Raw genomic sequence first — 19,613 nt, 5'->3', positions numbered from 1 at the left:
TATGACAGAAGAAGTAAAATCTTCTAGCAGACAACAACGTAGGCTAGAAAAAGCACAAGGGCAAGCAAATAAGAAAGAACCAGCAAATGATTCAACAGAGCAAACGAAACAAACCAAATGGGTTCAAATTCGTATGTTTCCAATTTGGTTGCGTATCCTAATTGTTGCGGCTCTTATAGCAGTGGCAGTAGCTGCTGGACTTATGGTCGGCTACGGAGTAATAGGCGAAGGCGAGCCAAAGGATGCGCTCAAATGGGAAACGTACCAGCATATATTTGACATTAAAGACGGTAAATAATTGGAGGGCGATTCCATGCTAACAACGGAGCAAATACAAGCTATTCTACCTCATCGATATCCATTTTTAATGGTAGATCGTATTTTGGAAATAGAAGAGGGTAAACGAGCGGTAGGATTAAAAAATGTAACGATTAATGAAGAATTCTTTAATGGTCACTTTCCTGGATATCCGGTAATGCCAGGCGTTCTTATTGTGGAAGCGCTAGCCCAAGTTGGAGCAGTGGCAGTATTACAAATTCCTGAAAACAAAGGAAGACTCGCTTTCTTTACAGGAATAGATAACTGTCGTTTCAAACGCCAAGTGAAGCCAGGCGATCAACTGAAACTTGAAGTGGAGCTGACTAAGCTTCGCGGGCCGATGGGTAAAGGCCACGGTATTGCGACAGTAGATGGCGAGCTTGTTTGTGAAACAGATATCCTGTTTGCACTAGGACCTGTTCAAAATAACATTTAATCGTAATATTCCACCTCTAGATAAGTATATACAATTTCATTTTTGTTGAAAAAAGAGGTAATAATGCCATAGGATAGTTCCTTCTTCTCTTGGATAACCTATCGTAAGTCACATGAAGATGTGATGACGATATCAAGAAAGGAGGAATTTTTTTATGTGGAAAAAAGCTGTTCCTACTATTGCATTATGTTCGTTTTTATTGGTTGGATGTAATAACGATGAAGCAGTACCATCAAACAACGAAACACCAATGGGAGAGTTAAACAATGGTAATCGTGTGATCACCCCTTCACCAGGTGGAGATACTGGTAACGGTGTTGGAGGTAATGGCGGTGGAGCTGGTACTGGCACAACTGATGGTATGAACGAAGGTAACGGACGTAGTGGCGATTATGATGGCAACCGTGGAATAAATAACGATGATAATAACGGTACAATGGGCGGAAATAATGGTAATGGAAACTCTACATTAGACATGGACAAAGGTACATGGGTAGACGAACCTACTGTTGATGGCAATGGCCGATAAAAAAATTCTTCACATAAAGAAAAGCTGATTCCAATTGGAGTCAGCTTTCTTTATCTTTCTTTAGGGAAGGTCTTGTTTTCATATCCTTTTCGAATTGTGTTAATAATTCTTCTCCAATTAATCCATCCTCGATTAGCTCTGCCAGTAATGATTCGGCATATTTTCTACGTACACGCTTTAACGTTCCGCGAAGCAGGACGGAAAGATGATCACCGATTTTTTTCACGGAGTATGTCGCTACTTCAAAATGAGCGGGTTCATTTTCCGGGTAAGAGATGACAACCTTGGCGTTAAACAATTCATTCGATGCTTTTAATTCATTAAAGAAATCCTCGTGTTTTTGGTCGATAAATAACTCTAAAATCCAAGAACGACTGGTATTCTCTTGGTTAATAACAATACCATCCTCTAATAGAATCGGCAGTTCTTCATTATTACGAATAAGGGATACGGAAATCATTTTAAAAGTTTTCATGGACAATCCACCTTTAGTCTGGCTAATTATTCTCCATTATAGCATAGGGATTCTATGGAAAAAAATAATTATAAAACTAGCAAATTTCTATTTTTGATTTTTAGGAATGAGAAGGAGAAAGGGATTGTCGAAAAAGAGGTTTTCAATTTTGAATTTTAGTCTGGAATAACGCCCCAAAACGCTAAAATGCGACTTTGCCAATAATGCTTGTAAAGCTTATGATATGGCTAATGAAGGAGGTGACAGATTGAATACAGTTTCGATAATTGGAAGAATGACGAAGGCTCCACAGCTGAAACACTTATCCGAGGGGAGAGTACAAACAGGATTTGTAGTTGCTGTAAGCAAAGGCTATAAGAGCGAAGAAGCAAATTTTGTCCTTTGCACGATTTGGGGGAAGCTAGCTGAAACAACTGTGAAGTACTGTGGAAAGGGCTCCTTGGTAGGAATTACTGGCCGCTTAAATACGAGATCTTATGAAAAAGGCGAGGGCATAAGAGTATTCGTTACGGAGGTTATAGTGGAGGATATCCGATTTTTAGCTACCAAAAATCGTGACGAAACAGAACAAAGTAAAGAAGAAAATAAGCAAGTAGAAAGTGATTTTGAATTTCCAGCAGAACAAATAAAAAAACTTCCAGTGTAAAAATTTGAATGGCCGCAACCAAATCAAATGATACAAGAGAGAAAAAAACCTGACCAATCGCTGGCCAGGTTTTTGCTAAAAAATTTTAAATAGAAAGGGTGAGTAAATCCTTCAAGTCTGCGTCAGACATTTCCGTGATCCATTGACTAGAATGAATCAGTTCCTCAGATAATGCCTGCTTCTCTTCAAGTAGCTTATCAATTTTTTCTTCAATGGTACCAATTGTTATAAACTTATGAACATGAACAAAATTCGTTTGTCCGATTCGATAAGCTCTATCTGTCGCTTGGTTTTCAACCGCAGGATTCCACCAGCGATCAGCATGAAGGACATGGCTAGCAGCTGTAAGATTCAGTCCTGTTCCCCCTGCCTTCAATGATAGAAGGAAAACTGGGAATTCCTTGGCCTGAAATGCTTCAACTAAATGGTCACGCTGATTTTTTGGCATACTTCCTGTTAGGAAAGGAGCGTCAATTTGGAACAGCTCCGTCAAGCAATGCTGTAGTAAATGGCCCATTCCAATGTATTGGGTGAAGATGAGACATTGCTCGCCTCGGGCAGCGATTTCACCAGCCAGCGTCACAATTCGTGCTAGCTTTTCAGAGCGTTCAAGCATGTCATCTGCGTCATCAAAAGGCTCCTTCAAGTATAGGGCAGGGTGGTTACATAGTTGCTTTAACTTACTAAGCATTTTTAAGATGAGTCCTTTTTTTTCAAAGCCGGAAAGCGTATCCAGCTTACTGACCGTCTCTTGTATGAGAGACTCATACAAAGCCGCTTGCTCGGTTGTGAGGCCACAGTATTCTCGCTGCTCCAGCTTTTCTGGTAGGTTAAGCAATAATTCAGGATCCTGCTTCGTTCTTCTAAGTAGGAAGGGCTGGATTTTGACACGTAGCTTATGCTTCACAGAGTCCGAATTATCTCGCTCAATTGGTGCTATATAGTTTTCCTGGAACTTACGGAAAGAGCCTAAATATCCCTTATGGATAAAGTCGAAGATGGACCATAGCTCGGATAGTCTGTTTTCAACCGGTGTTCCAGTTAAAGCGATATGATGCTTACCAATTAGCTTACGAATGGCACGTGATTGTTTGGTATGCATGTTCTTTATATTCTGAGCCTCATCGAGTGTAATACTAGACCATTCGATTTCCTGTAATGCTTCAATATCCTGCATTGCAGTACCGAAAGTAGTAATGACAACATCTGCTTCTTTGTCTATTTCCCGTGTTCGTGCTGTCCCATAATGAGTTTGAACAGTTAACGATGGAGCAAATTTAGCAAGCTCCTTCTGCCAGTTTCCAAGAACAGAGGTCGGACAAATAATTAAAGATGGTGTCTTTTGTTCACCGCTTTCATGAACATGGAGCAGATAGGCGATTAATTGAACAGTTTTTCCAAGCCCCATGTCATCTGCAAGACAGGCACCAAACTTTTCATTGCGCATAAAGACAAGCCAGTCTAATCCTAGCTGCTGATATGGGCGTAGTGAGGTTAATAGGTTGGGTGATACATCAACCGTAGGATAACCTTTTTTCTCTGAAAGTTGTTCCATTAACACCTTAAGAGATTGCTGCATTTCAAATTGAAATAGTGGATCCTCATCAGACTGCTCGTCATCATCAATGGCTAAAGCAATTTCTTCAGGAATCTCACGGAACAATAGCTCCTTAACCGTCCAATTTTCATCCTCGGACTGCTTCATCAATTTTCGGATTTGTTGCATCCATGCAGCGTCAATTCGGAACCATTCATTTCCTGCTTGAATATAAGAACGATTTTCATTGACCATTTTTTGAAATTCATCTGCAGAAATTTCGTGACCGTTTAAAGAAAAGTTCCAGTTAAACTGAAGAATTTCATTTAAACCAGCAGCTGTCTTATACGTATTAGCAGTCTTTGCGATTGTTTTTACCTTCATTTTGGATTCCTTGAGGCTCTTCAGCCAGCTCGGAAGGACAACCTCAAACCCAAGAGCCTGTAATTTGATCAAGTCATCACGTAAAAAAACACGCACTTCTTCATCAGTTAACGGTGAAGAGAAAAAGGTAGATAATTCTACAGCATCAATGGAGGAAACAAGGGAAAATATTTTATCCTGAGTTTCCTCGATGTAGGTGCTATGATCTCTCCATTTGTCTGGCAGTGCTTCCTTAATAGGTGATGTCTTTTTACGATAGGCAGGCGTCCAATAGACACTGCTTTTCTTACCGCGAACAACTGTCTCTATTAACCAAGTGTCATCTGCTTCATCTGGCTCGGATAGACGTAAGGCAACCAATAGATTCGGATGTGTCGATTGGGACTTTATCGGCCAGCCGCCCTGCTGGAAGAAAGGTATTAAGGCAGGTAAATCCTCCATCGTCAGCCCGGCCTGGAACAGCTTCTGCTGAATGGCATGCTGGACAAGCTGTTTTCCTCGTTCTTCAAGCGGAGCCGAAACCTCTAAGTTATTCTCCTTTAGCTCGACTGTGTTCCAAAGGTCAGGTGAACTCCAAACGCCTCCAGCTTCTTTAAACGTCGTTAGCCATTCTTGAGCAGACTCATTTGCCGCAGAAAAGGTGATAAAGGGATGCCCTTCGGAAGAAAAAATCTCCATTACCTCTACTGGAGAAGCTACTAATACGTTATCCTCAATTTGTGCATTGAGTCCAAAAAAGCTTTCACGATGATTTAAGTAGAGAGCCTCCACCCATTCTTGAATAGAAGCTGCATTTGTAGATAAAAGAAAGCTTCCATTTGCTGCTTGTTCGATATACAGAGAAAATTCTTTTGTAATAGATAAAGGCTTATTCATAATGGCAGGTTTCCTTTCTCTATTTCTTGTTGCAAGGCGCGAAGTCGGCGATATTTTTCACGAACACTTTCTACGTAAGCATTCCAATAGTCAATTTCGTTTGCTTTCTTCGCCACCTGTTTCATTTTCTTCCAAACGCGAACAGCTTGCTTGTAGCTGTATCTGTTTTTTTCTTGGATATAACGCATGGCATAATGATGATAAAGTGGAAGAAGTACTTCAGGAGCCTCCTCTCTTACAACCGCTAAACCACAGGACTCCGTATACTCTAGTGAAGAGTTGGTAGCCTGGTGAAGCGCCATCCATTCTTTATACCGCTTCTGTTCGATTAGTAAACCGGAGTATGCCTGGATCCCGTATAAACCAAAAGATAAATATAGCTTCTCCAGTTCCTCTGTTGTTAAGTCCACTTGGTTGAATAGTATTTGCAGTCTTCTAATGAGCATAACCTTTGCTGGATGTTGAATGACTTCCGTTAAATAATAGGAGATATGAGGCAATAGCTTTCTACTCAGCTCATTTACTAAATCCTTGTTGGACGCATGTAGAGCCTTTTCACTAACCTCTACCCACTCTAGTAGTTGGTTTCTATCCATATTCTCCGCTGCTTCCAAAAGCTCATCAATCATAGATAGGGTAAGATAGAAATATGGAAGCACCATATTTAACATGAGTCCATCTTCTTCTATAGTAAGCTCCTGCAGGTGTTTAACCTCTTGCATACGAGTAGCCTTATCCGTTACTAGGGCATCCCAGAAAGCCAAGTATATGTGCTTTCGGTAATAGATCAGCCCTTCCTCCTCATAGTAAAAGGAACGTATAATTTCCATCATTCGATCGTAAAACGGATCTGCTGCGAACATTCTAGGTTTTGCAGCTAGCTGGGACAGACTCTCATCTAAATCCTCCGTATAGTTTGTTAAAAACTGATACACTCGGTTGCGCATATTAGTTTCGGCATATTCATTAAAATAAAACCAGGCACGTTGCAGAATACCTAGCTTGACATACACATCAAAAATAGGTTGCCATTCTCGCTCAAATGGTCGAGATTTTCGAACCTGAGCCTCAAGGTCATGGATTGCAAATTCTAACAAATAGAAGCTTGTTGGCGGGTAACTTGAGATAAACTTCCGGAAAAAATTATCGATAATTAAATCCCAGTTTTTCGGATTTCTTTCATTGGAAAGTAACGATAGTTGTAGATGCTCCGAGTTGGATTTCCAATTAGAAACCCAATCCGATAAGGAAAAGTTTTGTTGATATAGATAAAAAACGGCTGCAACAATATGTCTACATGGCTTTTGCATTTGGCAAGGACAATGAATGAGGTCTACCATCGGCAAATATTTAACCTCAATATTTGTTACGTCCCGGATAACAAAATCTACCCGGTTTTCGGATAGGGAATAATTTGATATGGATACCGCACCATTACGTACAAAAAAGGTTGCTCTTCTTACGAGTTCCTCATCTTCTGTGACTGTCGGATTTAATTTCTCTTCTATATTTCTCATCGATGTATCTATATATTCTTTATAATGACGAGCTAATTTTTGATACGAAGTTAGGTTCAAACAAATCTCTCCTAATAAAAAAGGCTTTCCTTCCATTATACGTTTAAACCTGCTCGAATAAAAGCCAAAGGGAGAGCAAAACTGTTTCCGAGGAAAAAAAGCAAAATAAAAAGCCTCACTAGTATTGAAAAAAGTGAGGACCTTACTCTGTTTTTAATTTCTTTATATACCGCTTAAGCTCTTTGTCGTCGTTAGAATGTGATTTAATATCCATCACTAACTCACGGAACTCTTTCAGATGCTGTAGTGGTACGATGTTTTCCTCGTAAAAGGACTCTAAGTATCTTGCTCGACTTTCTCGCGCCTCTAGCCCAGGGTTCTTACTTTTAGAAGGCTTGCCCATCAGCATATGTAAAAAATCATCCTTAGGTATGGCATAAACCTCCTGGATTGTTCCCAGTAAGGTGATAGGGATTGCTAAATCACCTTTTTCGTACTTAGACAAAGCAGAATGATCAATGCCCATTCTTTTCGCAGCTTCCATTTGTGTAATATCTAATTGTTCACGGTACGCTCGGATATGCTCGTAAAAGGCCATATAATTCCTCCTCTACAATGCCACAAGAATAACGAAAAGAGAGAAGGTTAGATTAAAAATCGCCAAATTGGAGATTAATGTAATTATTTTGATGTAATGCAGTATAAAAGTAGTATAGGACAATTTACTTAAGAGAGGAGAGGAAAGTAGTAGAAAGAATCCAAGTATTTATCCCTTTGTTGTTTGATTCTTTAGATGGTTATTCGAAGAATGGTTTAAATCATGTGAAGCTAATTGGAGTAAAAAAGCAAAATGTACAATACATTGTAGAAAGTCCTAAAAAAGATATGAGGCATATACCCTTAATCGTCTCGGAATATTTCAGCATCTATGATCTTCAGCTGGACTTTAACCGAAATATGCTTCTGTTCTATATAAATTGTGTGAAAGAGGTATCAAGAGAGGAAGTCCTACAAAGGATTTTTGATGCTATTTTAGTAGAATATAGTGCGGAAAGATATGGTTTTTTTATATGCCCTAGAGGAAAAAGGAAGATAGAGAGTGCATTGTAAATTAAATAGAAATATTTTAAAAGCGAATGCATTTAGCGTTCGCTTTTTTGGCTAAATACACTACACGAAAAAAAGATATTATGATATACTACAATAAATCAGAAAATTCAAAAAGGATAGGAGGGGATGGAATGTTACTTGTACAATTAATGAAGCCTTTTTATACTCAGCTGGAAGGGGATAGGATCAAGCTGGTCTTCGCCTATCAATACTTTTCCTTGCGTAAGGACGATGAGCTTTTTGACTTCATACCTGTAGAAGGAAAAGAGATCATAGTTAACGCTAACTCGTTACAAGTCGAGAACCTGTCCGAAGTATTTGTCTTCCAAAAAGGAAATCGTTTTATTCGACTTCCTCTATACCAACTCCTATTAGTCTCTGATATTCATGTACACCTTCAAACCATTATTAATGCAAACAATGTAGACGAGTCTAGCTCGATGCTATTAGAAGGAACACAGGAAATTATAGACCATTTAGAAAAAGAAAATTTTGATAGAATGATAGATTATGCCTTACTCCATAAAGATGCAACTCTATTTAGAGAACTACAACAATACAAAGACACGTACGGAGGACATCATGTCGACTAATTTCATACCTTGAAAACACCTTGCAAAAGTTTATCTGCTGCTAAGGTGTTTTTTTTATGGCTAAATTACTGAAAGGATGAAAATAAATGAAAAAGAATAACAAATGTACTTGAACCTACTATTCCAAACAAAATATCCTCCCAATTAAAACCCAACTTAGCCATATACATAAACCTCCCACGCTTTGTGTGTTACGGGTGCCTGGCACCTGCAATAAATCTGTAATGCATGTGTAATATATACCCAATGTTTAGGAGGTTAGACAGTGTTTTAAAAATTTTTTTGTTGTTTAGGAAGGCGTTAATTTTCATAGTATCAATTGTTGGCTAGCTACACCGCCTTGCCCCTCGGGGTCAAATGGATAAAAGCTCCGGTGGCTGAGGAACCGCCTCCTCGCTTTTCTCCATTTGCCTGTCGGGGCAGAGATAGGCGGTTGCGCTTTTCTTTTTTTTTGTTGATATTCTAGGTGGGTGGGTCGATATAAAGGTTAGTAGAGTGAATGGGGGGTTAGGGGATGCTAGGTAAGTGGAATGCTATGGGGTTATCTATTCTTCGCAATATGAATCAGCATTGGTCGGTTGCTAATCGGTCGATGGAACGTCTTTCCTCTGGTTATCGGATTAACCGAGCTGCGGATGACCCGGCTGGTCTTGCTATTTCGGAGAAGATGAGGGCGCAGATTAGAGGTCTTGGTCAGGCGGCTCGTAATATTCAGGATGGTATTTCGTTGTTGCAAACAGCTGAGGGAGCACTTAATGAGACACATGCTATACTCCAACGTATGCGTGAGCTAGGAGTGCAGGCTGCGACCGATACTTTAACGGATGAGGATCGCAGCTTACTTAATATTGAGTTTGAGGAATTGAAAAAAGAGGTTACTAGAATCTCCAAGGATACTAATTTCAATACGAAAACCATGCTTGATGGCACTAACACCTCCATTAACATTCAGGCAGGGGCAAATGCAGGACAGTCTATTGAGCTCCTCTTTGGAGATATGTCAGGAGGAAGCCTTGGCTTGAATGATCTGTCGATTTCCTCAAGAGCTGATGCAGAAGATTCAATCGGTGGGTTAGACGATGCTATTAACAAGGTTTCTCGGGAAAGATCTCGGATGGGGGCATACTCGAATCGATTGGAGCACGCCTACAATAACGCAGTTAACATGGAAGAAAACTTAACTGCAGCGGAATCTCGTATACGTGACGCAGATATGGCAAAGGAAATGATGGCATTAGTGAAAGCTAATATACTAATGCAGGCCAGTCAATACGTACTAAGCATGCATATGCAACAGGCTCAATCCGTATTGCAGCTATTAAATTCGCACAAACAATCGTGACGCATTGTTCACGGTTGTTTTATTGTTTTGGAAATCATAAAATTCTGAACCTGTGGGTAAATTGATGTCTAGCTCCAGCACCTTGCCCCTCGGGGTCAAATGGGAAAATCTGCTCCTGCGCAAGCTCGTCGCAAACAAGAGCGTTTGCGGTGGCTGAGGAATTGCCTCCTCGCATTTTCCCATTTTCCTGTCGGGGCAGAGATAGGTGCCTGCGCTTTTCTTATTTTGCTGTCTACTTTGTTCTAAAATAGAAGCTTTGTAACCAAATATATACAAGAAATTTTAGCCATTCACAATTATTTACGTTAAGATAGGTTTATAGATTATAGAAAGAGGGAAAAAGGTATGAGGAAGGTCTCGGGATTAACTACATTTGTATTCCTATTAACATTATTACTTGCACCCATGTACACATGGGCAGCTCCAATTGATGAAGTCAGGCAACTGGTCAAGGAATATTACAAAGGAGAGCTCCAGTCTAACATAACAGAACTGGATTCCATAGAGTCCATAGTGGGGCAGTTAGATCCTTACTCTACCTACTTTACAAAGGAAGAGTTTGAAAGATACACAGATTCGATAAACAATAAACCCACTGGTATCGGGATCTCAATTGAAGAACATGAAAAAGGCATCCAAATAGTGAGCACGTTTGACGGTGCTCCAGCAAAGGAGGCTGGCATCGAGCCGGGAGACATTATTCTTTCTGTGGATGGGAATTCTACAGAGCGCATGTCTGTGCAGCAGGCTTCCTCACTAATCACAGGAAAAGCCGGTACAAAGGTTAACATAGAAGTGCTAAAGATTACAGGACAAAAACAGTCATACATATTAACAAGAAAAAGCTTTCAGGTTCCAGTTGTTTCTACTGAAATGTTATATGGAAACGTTGGCTATATAAGCATCAACTCCTTTTCAGAGGATGGCGCTTCCTTAGTCATTGCAGGAAAGGAGCGACTTGCAAAGAAAGGTGCAACCTCTTATATTTTAGACCTGCGCAATAATGGCGGGGGCTACGTAAACACTGCGGAGGAGCTAATTGGTTTATTTCCAAATAGTCCTCATGCGTATATGCTAATGCTGAAAAATCAGGTAGGTTTAGTAAAATCGATACCGCAAAAGGATTTATTTCCTACTAATACAAAGGTACTGATTAATGGCTATAGTGCGAGTGCATCTGAAATGACTGCGGCTGCACTATTAGATCACAAATCAGCTACTCTTTACGGACAACGAACTTATGGGAAGGGCTCCATGCAGTCGTTTTATCCATTGTCGGATGGGTCTTACCTAAAACTGACGGTGGCCGAATTTGCAGGTCCTAAAGGCACCGTTGTGAATAAAACAGGGGTACAGCCACAGGTGGTGACCAAAGAGGGAATGGAGCTTGAGAAGGCCCATTTAGATACGATTTTAGAAAGCTATCCATCTTATAAAAGATTATCTAAACTAGAAAATGTAGCGCAGACAAAACAATTCACGGTTACATTTTCAGAAGCTGTTCAGCTGAATAAAAAAGAGGGAATCGAATTGATCGCATTAGGTGATGCCAAGAAAATCCCTTTGAAAGTAGAACAAAAATCTACCAATCAAATTAAAGCAATACCGACAAAACTAGAAAAAGGAGCAGCCTACTTACTACTGATCCACCCTACCTTCCAATCTTCGAAAGACATTCAGATGGAACAAGGTGCTTACGTCGAGGTAACTGTTCAACAATAAGAGGGGGAACACTTGGTGTTTTTTGAATTTAGATTTTGGAAATATCTTTTCCATCAGCAAGACTTGGCGAATTCATTAAAGGATGCGACATTGCGCGATTTTAAGGGACGTGTATGGATGGTCGCTTTGTTAGGCGTGCTTCTTTTTGCACTTCGCGATATCTGGGGGATGCACACAGAAGGACTTACGACTTTATTTGCAAAGGGATTTGGAGAAACCTATTTTATTGCTAGAATTGTCTCCTTAATAGGAGCTATTCTTTGGTCGCTTGTCTACATGGCATTTTATTTTTTCCTCATTTCTTACGTGCTTCATAAGCTAACGAACGTAGACTTATCTAAAGTTGCAGTGCTGCAACTATTTGTAGTCGGACTTCTTTTATTGGAAAAGGCATTTGTCTTTGTTTTATACGCAATCGTTGGTTATACAACAGACTTTTCAGTACTATCGTTTGGACCACTAGCAGCGGTGTTTTTAGATAATGATTTTTTTGTTTACTTCTTTAATGAATTAAGTCTAATTACTGGCTTAATCATTGCGATTCAGTTTCAGTTCCTGCGTAACTACACAGAATTGTCTACTCGAAATCTAATCATTATCTTAATAGCAATTCCTATAGTATTGGCATTACTTGTGGCAGGCTTTGAAGTTCTTCCTATTGAAACATGGATTGAAGGGGGGCAAGCCGTATGAATAAATGGTTAGTAATAGGAGTTTCTATTATTGTTTCTACGTTTATAGCAGCAAACGCAATTCTGCTGTTCGAGGAAAATAGTGAGATTGCGAGAACGTACTACTTAAAGGATCATGAAACTGTTCAAACGAATACATATTCCAAGGAGCTAGAAAAAGAATCGGTTGTAGTCCCAACGGATGCAGTGATGGTGACTGTCGATGTGGAACGAGTAAGTAATTTAGCGGTCTCAGAAGGTGAAGAAATAGGTGCTGATACCGAACTGGCCCAGCTAAAGCCAGATTTTGCTGAAGAGCAACGAGGCATATGGGAAACCGAGGTACAGGCCTATAGACAGGAACAAATGCAGTTAAATCAAATTATAAGTGACCTAGAATATGAAAAATCGAATACAGAAGGGTCTTACACGGATACAGACACAGCTACTAGTAATACGAACGATGAGGTAACAGATGTCAATGTCCAGGTGGATGTTCAGCTTTCCCAAGACGGAAGCTATTCACAGGCTATCGGAGCAGCAAAGCAAAAGCTTGCGGAGATAGACCGTCAGCTACAAATCATGGAAGCTCAGCTAAACCAGGAGCCAGGCGCAATGTCACTGCTTAGCCCAATCGCAGGAACCGTTGGGTCGATTGAGAATAAAGACGGCAAATACTTTATAGAAATATACTCCGTGGAGAAATCCTTGCTTACCTTCGTGCCTGAGAAAGAATGGCATAAGCTAGAAGCAGGAATGCTAGTGCGAAATTATTCCTCACATAGCGAGTCCATGGCAGAGGGAACGATTGCTGCAATCACACAAGTACCTGCAAATGGCTCTCCTTGGCTTTCGGCATATAAACAATATGACGCGCAATCAGAGGAGCCACTTTACGAGGTAATGATCCAACTAAACGAGCAGCCAGAACAGTTACCGTTTGCCGCAAACATGAACTCTGCAATCACGACACAGCAAGCAGAGAACGCAGTAACGATAAAAAGAGAATGGCTTTTAAACCCGTCAAAGGAACAAGCCGAGCTTTACGTGTTAACTCCTGAAGGGAAGATTACACGAACTGCAGTAAATACTCCATTCCAATTAAACAAGCATGCTGTCGTATCAACAGGACTTGAAAATGGCATGATCGTCCTAGACGATAAACCAAAAGCAGAGATGGCCCCAGCCTTCCTACCGTTCCCGTTGGAGACACCGTCATGGACGAGCATCAAGGCAGTTAGCTGGAAGGATTACGTTAAATATCTGACGTATAAATAATGGTATTCTATTAAACTAGAAAGAGGATGTATGTTCACTAGGTGGGCATACATCCTCTTTTTTTGATTAAAAGTGGTTGACCCGTTGCGGGATTATTACAAGTGCCTGGCACCTGTAATAATTTATTGGGTGATTGTAGTAATTGATGGCTTGATTGTCGTAAAGTAGCGATGGATTGTAGGAAACTACCCTCGAATTGTCGTAAATTTTTCTCGTCCGACCGATGCTTGGGTTTGATTGCTATCTTAATCTATCAAAAACGATTACTAATACTTAACATATTAATATTACTTCGCTATACTAAAGATTAATCTAAATTGAAAGTAAGGCGAATAACTATATGAACAACCAGTGGAAAATTTACGGTATACTCGTACTCGTTATGTTAATATGGGGCGCTAATCTTCCGATGCTTAAATATTTGATCGCAGAGGTATCCCCAGTAACCCTGACCGCCTTCCGTATTTTTACAGCTGGTGTTACAGTTTTTCTTATTTTATGGAAAATGAAAATGATTCGAAAGCCTTCGAAGCAGGAATGGAAATATATTGCGATAGGGTCTTTGACTAACGTAGTAATCCATCACTATTTCCTGAATATTGGGCTCTCGGTTACAAGTGGAACACACGGAGCACTGATCCTAGGGACAGGGCCAATGCTTACAGCGATAGCAGGAGCATTTATCCTAAGGTATTTTCCTTCTTTGATTCAATGGCTAGGTCTGGTATTAGGGATAATTGGGGTAAGCCTTTCTGTAGTAGGCGGTGGTGACTTAGGGGGCTCTGCCATCGGAGACTTCTTTGTATTCCTTGCTATACTTGCACAGGTCATGAGCTATATGGTGATAAGTAAGGCTGCAAGAACATTGGATCCAAGACTGCTGACAGCATATATGCTTGTAATCGGCTCATTTATATTAATGATTATCAGCTTTATACAGGAGCCAGGAGCAATTGTTCAATTTACAGAAGTAGATCCAGTATTCTGGTTGATTTTCTTTGCCTCTGCGATCCTAGGCACAGCAGTTGGTCACATGCTATACAACTACTCGATAGGTCAAGCGGGTGCAACTAAATCAGCGATATTCATGAATCTAAACACTATTTTCTCATTAGTATTCTCTGCCATTTTCTTAAACGAGGTGCTAGGGTGGAATCATCTGGCCAGCCTAATCTTCATCATAGCCGGGGTAATACTCGGCTCAGGAGCAGCAGAGGATCTATGGAAAAAGCATAAAAAGAAAAAAGCAGCTGCCTAATATTCGGTAGCTGCTTTTTCATTGTTGCGTGAGTATTACAGGTGCCTGGCACCCGTAATGTGTTTGAAACATGATGACAAGTGCCAGGCACCTGTAATAATAAAAAAATAAAAATAAAAAAATTTTAAAACGACCCCCACAAAAATGGTTCAGCTTTCGAATAACTAGGTGTCCGATAAAGATTGGGCAAAATATTATTCGAGGTGATTATATGCAGAATTGGAAGAAGACTGGTGCTGCTCTATTAGTGGCAACTTTGACAGTATCAGGCGCAGGCTATGCTTGGGCAAACAGTAATTACGACACCGTAAACATTAATGACGTAAAGAAAAACACACAGGAAACATCGTCAGCTTCTGAGACAGCACAGGTAACGCCGACTCAAGCGGTTGCAGCAACATCAACGACTGCAGCAACAGCACAAACGACTACAAACAAGGATCTTCCCGTGGAATTGGCAACCGAAAAGCTAGTTGGATTGGTGAAGGCATATGAAACTGCTAGTAATGATGACGCAAAAGCAGCAATCTTGAACGTGATTAATCGAGTTATTGCAGAGTATGAAACGACTCAAAAAGATATCTACCAAAAGAAAGCTCCAGAGCTTACGGCTGCAATCGATCGATTAATCGTGTTATTCAAAGACTATCAGCAAGCGCCTAATGCAGACAAAAAAGCAGCAATTATCGCTCAGGTAAAAACTGTAGTTACGGAGCTGCAAAATTATTTAGCTAAACAAGAGGAACCTAAAGAAAATACGCCACCAGTCATTGTTCCTCCTATTAAAGACAAAGACAAAGACAAAGCAGACAGAGATAAGAAAAAAGCAGAGCTAGAAAAGAAAAAGGCTGAAGAAAAAGCAGCTAAGGAAGCAGCAAAAGCAGCGGCTGAAGCAAAAAGAGCACAAGAAAAAGCAGAACGCGAAGCAGCAAAAGCTGCAAAGCAAGCTGAAATAGAAGCGGCGAAAAAAGCGAAAGCCGCTGAATTGGCTGCAAAAAAAGCAGCTCACGAACAAAAGAAAGCTGAACAGAAACCAAAGCATCCTAATGGTAAAGATGAAAACCGTCATAACAAGGGACCAAAGCACAATCAACAACCAAAACATGATAAGCATGAAAAACATAAAGATCAACATAACAAACATGACCACAAACATGGTCATCATGGGCAAGGAAAAAATGATAGAAATTGATCATATTTCAGATTACCGCTTTTCATTTCCCGGATAGACAGATACAATACAAGTTTATACGGAACTAATGGGAACGGAGGGTATATATGCTTTTGTCCATAATTCATGGCCTCTTCAAATCAAAACAGAATAAAAGAAAGCTAGAATTAAGGACAATTGCTAGCGATGAGGAGGCAATCAATGACCTTCTCTTAGCCAATACCTCCTTTATAAAGAAAACTGCAGCTTACATTTGCAAGCGGTCGATCGATGAACAGGATGAAGAGTATAGTATCGCGCTTAATGGATTTCATGAAGCGGTCCTTGCATTCAATCCTGAAGAAAATGCATCCTTACAAACACTTGCACATCTTATTATAAAAAGACGACTTGTTGATTTTATTCGAAAGGAAGCTACCCGCAAGGAAAAGGTGCTTCTACTCCAAACGGGAGCTACCGAGGATAGAATAGACGAGCAGCATTATATATGGAACGAGCAATCCATTGAATCATATACAGAAGAACAGCGAGCGGAAGCCAGGAGAGAGGAACTGATCCGTTATGGGGAGCTGCTAGCAGAGTATAATTTATCATTTGATGAATTGACCGCTTCAGCACCGAAGCACAAGGATACACGGAAGACAGCATTCTTAGTTGCGCAAATTATTTCCGAATCCGAGGAGCTTTATGATTCCTTTATCCAGCATAAAAGACTTCCGCTCAAGAATATCGAAGCACTGGTTGATGTATCACGCAAAACGTTGGAACGGCATCGCAAGTATATGATTGCCGTAGTGCTGCTTTTGAACAGTGACTTCGTTTATATAAAAGATTATGTGAAAGGAGAAATCATATGATGCGCACGTATAGAGGCGTTGTCTGTGAGAAGAAAGACACTTACTATGTTTTTCTTACAAGTGAGGGCGAATTTTTGCGCGGCACCCCATTGGCTGATGACCCAATGATTGGTGACGAAGCAGAGTTTCAATTGCTAGAAGCAGGTAATCCATTTTTACTGACAAAAATAAAACCGAAAGTTCTAGCACCAATACTTGTCGCGGCAATAGTTCTCATATTCTGCGTCGCTTCTTTGATTCCTCAGCAAACGAAAGCGTATGCCTATTTACAATTAGAAGGTGAGCATGCTGTTGAAATCGGTGTAGATGAGGATGGGCAGGTTATATCGCTCCGTTCTCTCGATGACGACACTCCCGTAAACTTAGATAATTGGGAGAACCTAGCGCTTGCTGCTGTCTTAGTCCACGCAGTAAAGCAGGTAGGAGCAGCTCAGGATGAACTAGTAATCACAACCGTTTATGAGAATGAAAACAATCAACACGTGAAAGCTCAAGTAGACAAAGCGGTGAACGAAGTAAAATCAGTACAACCAGAGCACCAGATTAATGTCACAGAAAGCTCTGCAGAAGAACGTGACAAAGCAAACGAAAAAAACACATCGATTCAAAAGTACAAGCAAAAAGAACAACAACCAGTTAAAGAAAATAAAACCAGTGTAGATCAACAAAATAATTCCAGTGAAAATCAAAAACAAAAAACCAGTGTAGATCAACAAAAAAAATCCAGTGAAGATAAGCAACAAAAAAACAGTGTAGAAAAGCAACGACCAGTCGTTCCATCTCCAGCTGACACCCAGAAGCCGGAGAAAAAGGAACACCAAAACAAACATGAAAATGAACCAAAAAATAAAACTCATAATCCCGAAAACAAACCGAACCCTAAGCAGTCAAAAGATGAGCCGAAACATCCAAATGACCGTAATGACAAGGATGAAAAACATAAACAGTCTAATAATACTGGTCCTAGAGGTAAAGATATTAACAACGGGTACGATAAATCGAAAAATACGAGTAACAAAGAACGAAATAAGGATAATCACGGCAAAAACAATCATGGTAAAAACCATAATGATAAGGGTCATAACAATAAGCCCTAAGCTCCTAATAAATGCTTTGTCCCTGAGGGGCAAAGCATTTTTTGTTCTATGATGAGAGAATCGGACGGTTTTCTCAAATAATCGGTCGGTTCAGCGAAATAATCGGACGGTTTTCTCAAATAATCGGTCGGTCAACCCCAATAATCGGTCGCAAACTCGATAAACAGTCCTCTAACAGATATTTTCATTTATTCATAGCAAATATGAAGCGCAAGAATGTTGTTAAAACAACGTTCTTGTGCTTTTTATTCTGCATACTAATTAGCTCATCTCTTTCATAATGATTTTCTTCATCTAAGGAAAGGGGTTGCTCATTAAAAAGGAAACTTTTTTTATTGGCATAAAAATATTTAGTGGAGCTTGGAATAATTGATTTTGGATTTCATACAATGATTATTAGCCTAGGAGGTTTATCACATGAATGTAGCTAGGAAATATATCTTTGTTTTGGGTGTGTTATACATACTCTTTTTTTTATTTACTTCATCAGCTATTGCAGAAGGCTTAGAGGGAAAAATTTATTATGTATCACAAAAAGGTAACAATAATCATTTGGGCACGAAAGAGAAGCCATGGAAGACAATCCAGCATGCTGCAAATAATATGGAATCCGGTGATACCGTGTTTGTTCGAGGAGGCATTTACTCTGAATTTGTACGTATAACGAAGTCTGGATCTAAAGCAGATGGTGACATTACCTTTCAAGCTTTTGCAGGAGAGGTTCCTATCCTCGATGGGAAAAAAATTAAATTATCATCAGCTAATAGAGCCTTCTTTTTTATAGAAGATGCAAGTTACATACGAATAGAAGGGTTCGAATTAAGAAATTTAAAAACGAGGGACGCTGATCTTTATCCTGCTGGAATACTTGTGAAAGGTGGAAGTAACCATATCACACTTTCCAACAATAATATTCACCATATTGAAAATAACTCTAAAAAAGGAAATGCACATGGGATATTGTTTTACGGAAATAGCCCTCATGCAATGAGCAACATCACTATTAACAACAATGAAATTCATCATCTTAAACTGGGAAACAGTGAGGCACTCACGCTTAGTGGAAATGTAAAGGAATTTTCCATTACTCATAATAAAGTCCATCATAACAACAATATTGGAATAGATATTGCTGGACATTATAAGGCATGTGAAGTGGCCGGGTGTATAGATCAAGCAAGAAATGGGACAATTTCTAACAACACAGTCTTTCAAAATAGTTCAAAAAGAAATGTCGCTTACAAGGAGTATTCTGCAGCAGGAATTTATGCAGATGGTTCTACTCAACTCACCATAGAAAATAACATCGTATCTCAAAATGATTTTGGAATCGAGCTAGCAAGTGAAAATGGAAAAAAGGCTACAAGTACAATAGATGTGATTAGTAATATAATTCACTCCAATAAAGGGGCTGGCATTATAACAGGAGGAGCGGAGCAAACGAATGGAGGTGCAATTGGCAACAAAATAGCCAACAATATTCTTCTCTTTAATGATCAATCAAAGGAAGGCTATGGAGAAATAGTAATGCAATGGAACACTAAGGAAAATCAAATTTTAAATAATATGATTTATAGCAAGGAAAAGGACGAATTTATTCAGCATAATAGTGAAAATGCGATAGATAACGTATATATGAACAACACTATTTATTCATTTGAAGAAAAACCTTCATTCTTTACTAGAGTTAAAGATTTCTTTAACAACTTACGTTAGTAAGTATATTTAATAACTAGTATCACCCGGGTTAAACACGGGACGGACTTTATCTAATTTGATTGTAGCAACGGTTAGTG

General features: G+C 39.7%; 18 protein-coding genes. 14 read left to right on the top strand and 4 right to left on the bottom strand.

The window, feature by feature from the left end:
• Position 1: 1 nt before the first annotated feature.
• The 3 genes from MKX96_RS16310 to MKX96_RS16300 all read left to right on the top strand — a co-directional run bounded on the left by MKX96_RS16310 (position 2) and on the right by MKX96_RS16300 (position 1,283).
• Complete coding sequence (locus tag MKX96_RS16310; protein ID WP_340885335.1) at positions 2 to 298, top strand: DNA-directed RNA polymerase subunit beta; 297 nt, start codon at positions 2 to 4, stop codon at positions 296 to 298.
• Between the two features lie 15 nt (positions 299 to 313).
• A complete protein-coding gene (fabZ, locus tag MKX96_RS16305; RefSeq protein WP_340885333.1) occupies positions 314 to 754 on the top strand; it encodes a 3-hydroxyacyl-ACP dehydratase FabZ in 441 nt (146 codons plus the stop codon).
• Positions 755 to 908: 154 nt separating this feature from the next.
• Positions 909 to 1,283, top strand: a complete 375-nt coding sequence (locus MKX96_RS16300) for a hypothetical protein (protein WP_340885331.1) — start codon at positions 909 to 911, stop codon at positions 1,281 to 1,283.
• Between the two features lie 40 nt (positions 1,284 to 1,323).
• Here MKX96_RS16300 and MKX96_RS16295 read toward each other — a convergent pair whose 3' ends face one another.
• Positions 1,324 to 1,758, bottom strand: coding sequence for a YwpF family protein (locus MKX96_RS16295; RefSeq protein WP_169359488.1), 435 nt, complete (start codon positions 1,756 to 1,758; stop codon positions 1,324 to 1,326).
• 247 nt (positions 1,759 to 2,005) lie between these two features.
• On the opposite strand from MKX96_RS16295, the gene MKX96_RS16290 reads away from it, so the two are divergent.
• The gene (locus MKX96_RS16290; protein WP_169359489.1) at positions 2,006 to 2,404 is read left to right on the top strand and encodes a single-stranded DNA-binding protein; all 399 of its coding nucleotides are present in this window, start codon (positions 2,006 to 2,008) and stop codon (positions 2,402 to 2,404) included.
• A gap of 85 nt (positions 2,405 to 2,489) precedes the next feature.
• Here MKX96_RS16290 and MKX96_RS16285 read toward each other — a convergent pair whose 3' ends face one another.
• The 3 genes from MKX96_RS16285 to MKX96_RS16275 form a co-directional block, all read right to left on the bottom strand.
• Positions 2,490 to 5,201 carry a DEAD/DEAH box helicase gene (locus MKX96_RS16285; RefSeq protein WP_340885327.1) on the bottom strand — a complete coding sequence of 904 codons (2,712 nt, stop codon included), beginning with the start codon at positions 5,199 to 5,201 and terminating at the stop codon, positions 2,490 to 2,492.
• Positions 5,198 to 6,778, bottom strand: coding sequence for a hypothetical protein (locus MKX96_RS16280; protein ID WP_340885326.1), 1,581 nt, complete (start codon positions 6,776 to 6,778; stop codon positions 5,198 to 5,200). Before MKX96_RS16280 ends, MKX96_RS16285 begins: the two co-directional genes overlap by 4 nt.
• Positions 6,779 to 6,920: 142 nt before the next feature.
• On the bottom strand, positions 6,921 to 7,316 hold the full coding sequence (locus MKX96_RS16275) for a helix-turn-helix domain-containing protein (RefSeq protein WP_340885324.1): 396 nt from the start codon (positions 7,314 to 7,316) through the stop codon (positions 6,921 to 6,923).
• A 643-nt stretch (positions 7,317 to 7,959) separates the two neighbouring features.
• Here MKX96_RS16275 and MKX96_RS16270 point away from each other — a divergent pair.
• The 10 genes from MKX96_RS16270 to MKX96_RS16225 all read left to right on the top strand — a co-directional run bounded on the left by MKX96_RS16270 (position 7,960) and on the right by MKX96_RS16225 (position 19,533).
• The gene (locus MKX96_RS16270) at positions 7,960 to 8,421 is read left to right on the top strand and encodes a transcriptional regulator (RefSeq protein WP_169359493.1); all 462 of its coding nucleotides are present in this window, start codon (positions 7,960 to 7,962) and stop codon (positions 8,419 to 8,421) included.
• A gap of 514 nt (positions 8,422 to 8,935) precedes the next feature.
• Positions 8,936 to 9,763: a flagellin N-terminal helical domain-containing protein gene (locus MKX96_RS16265; protein ID WP_340885321.1), complete on the top strand. Its 828-nt coding sequence runs from the start codon at positions 8,936 to 8,938 to the stop codon at positions 9,761 to 9,763.
• Between the two features lie 345 nt (positions 9,764 to 10,108).
• Positions 10,109 to 11,485 (top strand): S41 family peptidase, encoded by a 1,377-nt coding sequence (locus tag MKX96_RS16260; RefSeq protein ID WP_340885319.1) that lies wholly within the window; start codon positions 10,109 to 10,111, stop codon positions 11,483 to 11,485.
• 15 nt (positions 11,486 to 11,500) lie between these two features.
• Positions 11,501 to 12,178: a hypothetical protein gene (locus MKX96_RS16255; protein WP_340885317.1), complete on the top strand. Its 678-nt coding sequence runs from the start codon at positions 11,501 to 11,503 to the stop codon at positions 12,176 to 12,178.
• Positions 12,175 to 13,434 carry a hypothetical protein gene (locus MKX96_RS16250; protein ID WP_340885315.1) on the top strand — a complete coding sequence of 420 codons (1,260 nt, stop codon included), beginning with the start codon at positions 12,175 to 12,177 and terminating at the stop codon, positions 13,432 to 13,434. Before MKX96_RS16255 ends, MKX96_RS16250 begins: the two co-directional genes overlap by 4 nt.
• Before the next feature lie 340 nt (positions 13,435 to 13,774).
• Positions 13,775 to 14,692, top strand: coding sequence for a DMT family transporter (locus MKX96_RS16245; protein WP_169359498.1), 918 nt, complete (start codon positions 13,775 to 13,777; stop codon positions 14,690 to 14,692).
• A 211-nt stretch (positions 14,693 to 14,903) separates the two neighbouring features.
• Positions 14,904 to 15,884, top strand: a complete 981-nt coding sequence (locus MKX96_RS16240; RefSeq protein ID WP_340885311.1) for a hypothetical protein — start codon at positions 14,904 to 14,906, stop codon at positions 15,882 to 15,884.
• Between the two features lie 86 nt (positions 15,885 to 15,970).
• Entirely contained in the window at positions 15,971 to 16,720 is a 750-nt protein-coding gene (gene sigI, locus MKX96_RS16235; RefSeq protein WP_340885309.1) for an RNA polymerase sigma-I factor, read from the top strand.
• A complete protein-coding gene (locus MKX96_RS16230; RefSeq protein ID WP_340885306.1) occupies positions 16,717 to 17,817 on the top strand; it encodes an anti-sigma factor domain-containing protein in 1,101 nt (366 codons plus the stop codon). The genes sigI and MKX96_RS16230 overlap by 4 nt, the downstream gene beginning before the upstream one ends.
• A gap of 417 nt (positions 17,818 to 18,234) precedes the next feature.
• Positions 18,235 to 19,533 (top strand): right-handed parallel beta-helix repeat-containing protein, encoded by a 1,299-nt coding sequence (locus tag MKX96_RS16225; protein ID WP_340885304.1) that lies wholly within the window; start codon positions 18,235 to 18,237, stop codon positions 19,531 to 19,533.
• Positions 19,534 to 19,613: the final 80 nt, after the last annotated feature.

This window comes from Psychrobacillus sp. FSL W7-1493 (assembly GCF_038004905.1).
GTDB lineage: Bacteria > Bacillota > Bacilli > Bacillales_A > Planococcaceae > Psychrobacillus.
The sequence above is the reverse complement of the archived record's forward strand: the minus strand, read 5'-3'. Positions and strand labels throughout refer to the sequence as shown.

What these genes read in the sequence shown, in the direction of transcription:
- MKX96_RS16265 (WP_340885321.1), top strand. Translation starts at nt 8,936, where the DNA reads ATGCTAGGTAAGTGGAATGCTATGGGGTTATCTATTCTTCGCAATATG.
- MKX96_RS16310 (WP_340885335.1), top strand. Translation starts at nt 2, where the DNA reads ATGACAGAAGAAGTAAAATCTTCTAGCAGACAACAACGTAGGCTAGAA.
- MKX96_RS16295 (WP_169359488.1), bottom strand. Translation starts at nt 1,758, where the DNA reads ATGAAAACTTTTAAAATGATTTCCGTATCCCTTATTCGTAATAATGAA.
- MKX96_RS16245 (WP_169359498.1), top strand. Translation starts at nt 13,775, where the DNA reads ATGAACAACCAGTGGAAAATTTACGGTATACTCGTACTCGTTATGTTA.
- MKX96_RS16275 (WP_340885324.1), bottom strand. Translation starts at nt 7,316, where the DNA reads ATGGCCTTTTACGAGCATATCCGAGCGTACCGTGAACAATTAGATATT.
- MKX96_RS16285 (WP_340885327.1), bottom strand. Translation starts at nt 5,201, where the DNA reads ATGAATAAGCCTTTATCTATTACAAAAGAATTTTCTCTGTATATCGAA.
- fabZ (WP_340885333.1), top strand. Translation starts at nt 314, where the DNA reads ATGCTAACAACGGAGCAAATACAAGCTATTCTACCTCATCGATATCCA.
- sigI (WP_340885309.1), top strand. Translation starts at nt 15,971, where the DNA reads ATGCTTTTGTCCATAATTCATGGCCTCTTCAAATCAAAACAGAATAAA.
- MKX96_RS16250 (WP_340885315.1), top strand. Translation starts at nt 12,175, where the DNA reads ATGAATAAATGGTTAGTAATAGGAGTTTCTATTATTGTTTCTACGTTT.
- MKX96_RS16300 (WP_340885331.1), top strand. Translation starts at nt 909, where the DNA reads ATGTGGAAAAAAGCTGTTCCTACTATTGCATTATGTTCGTTTTTATTG.
- MKX96_RS16270 (WP_169359493.1), top strand. Translation starts at nt 7,960, where the DNA reads ATGTTACTTGTACAATTAATGAAGCCTTTTTATACTCAGCTGGAAGGG.
- MKX96_RS16230 (WP_340885306.1), top strand. Translation starts at nt 16,717, where the DNA reads ATGATGCGCACGTATAGAGGCGTTGTCTGTGAGAAGAAAGACACTTAC.
- MKX96_RS16225 (WP_340885304.1), top strand. Translation starts at nt 18,235, where the DNA reads ATGAATGTAGCTAGGAAATATATCTTTGTTTTGGGTGTGTTATACATA.
- MKX96_RS16240 (WP_340885311.1), top strand. Translation starts at nt 14,904, where the DNA reads ATGCAGAATTGGAAGAAGACTGGTGCTGCTCTATTAGTGGCAACTTTG.
- MKX96_RS16260 (WP_340885319.1), top strand. Translation starts at nt 10,109, where the DNA reads ATGAGGAAGGTCTCGGGATTAACTACATTTGTATTCCTATTAACATTA.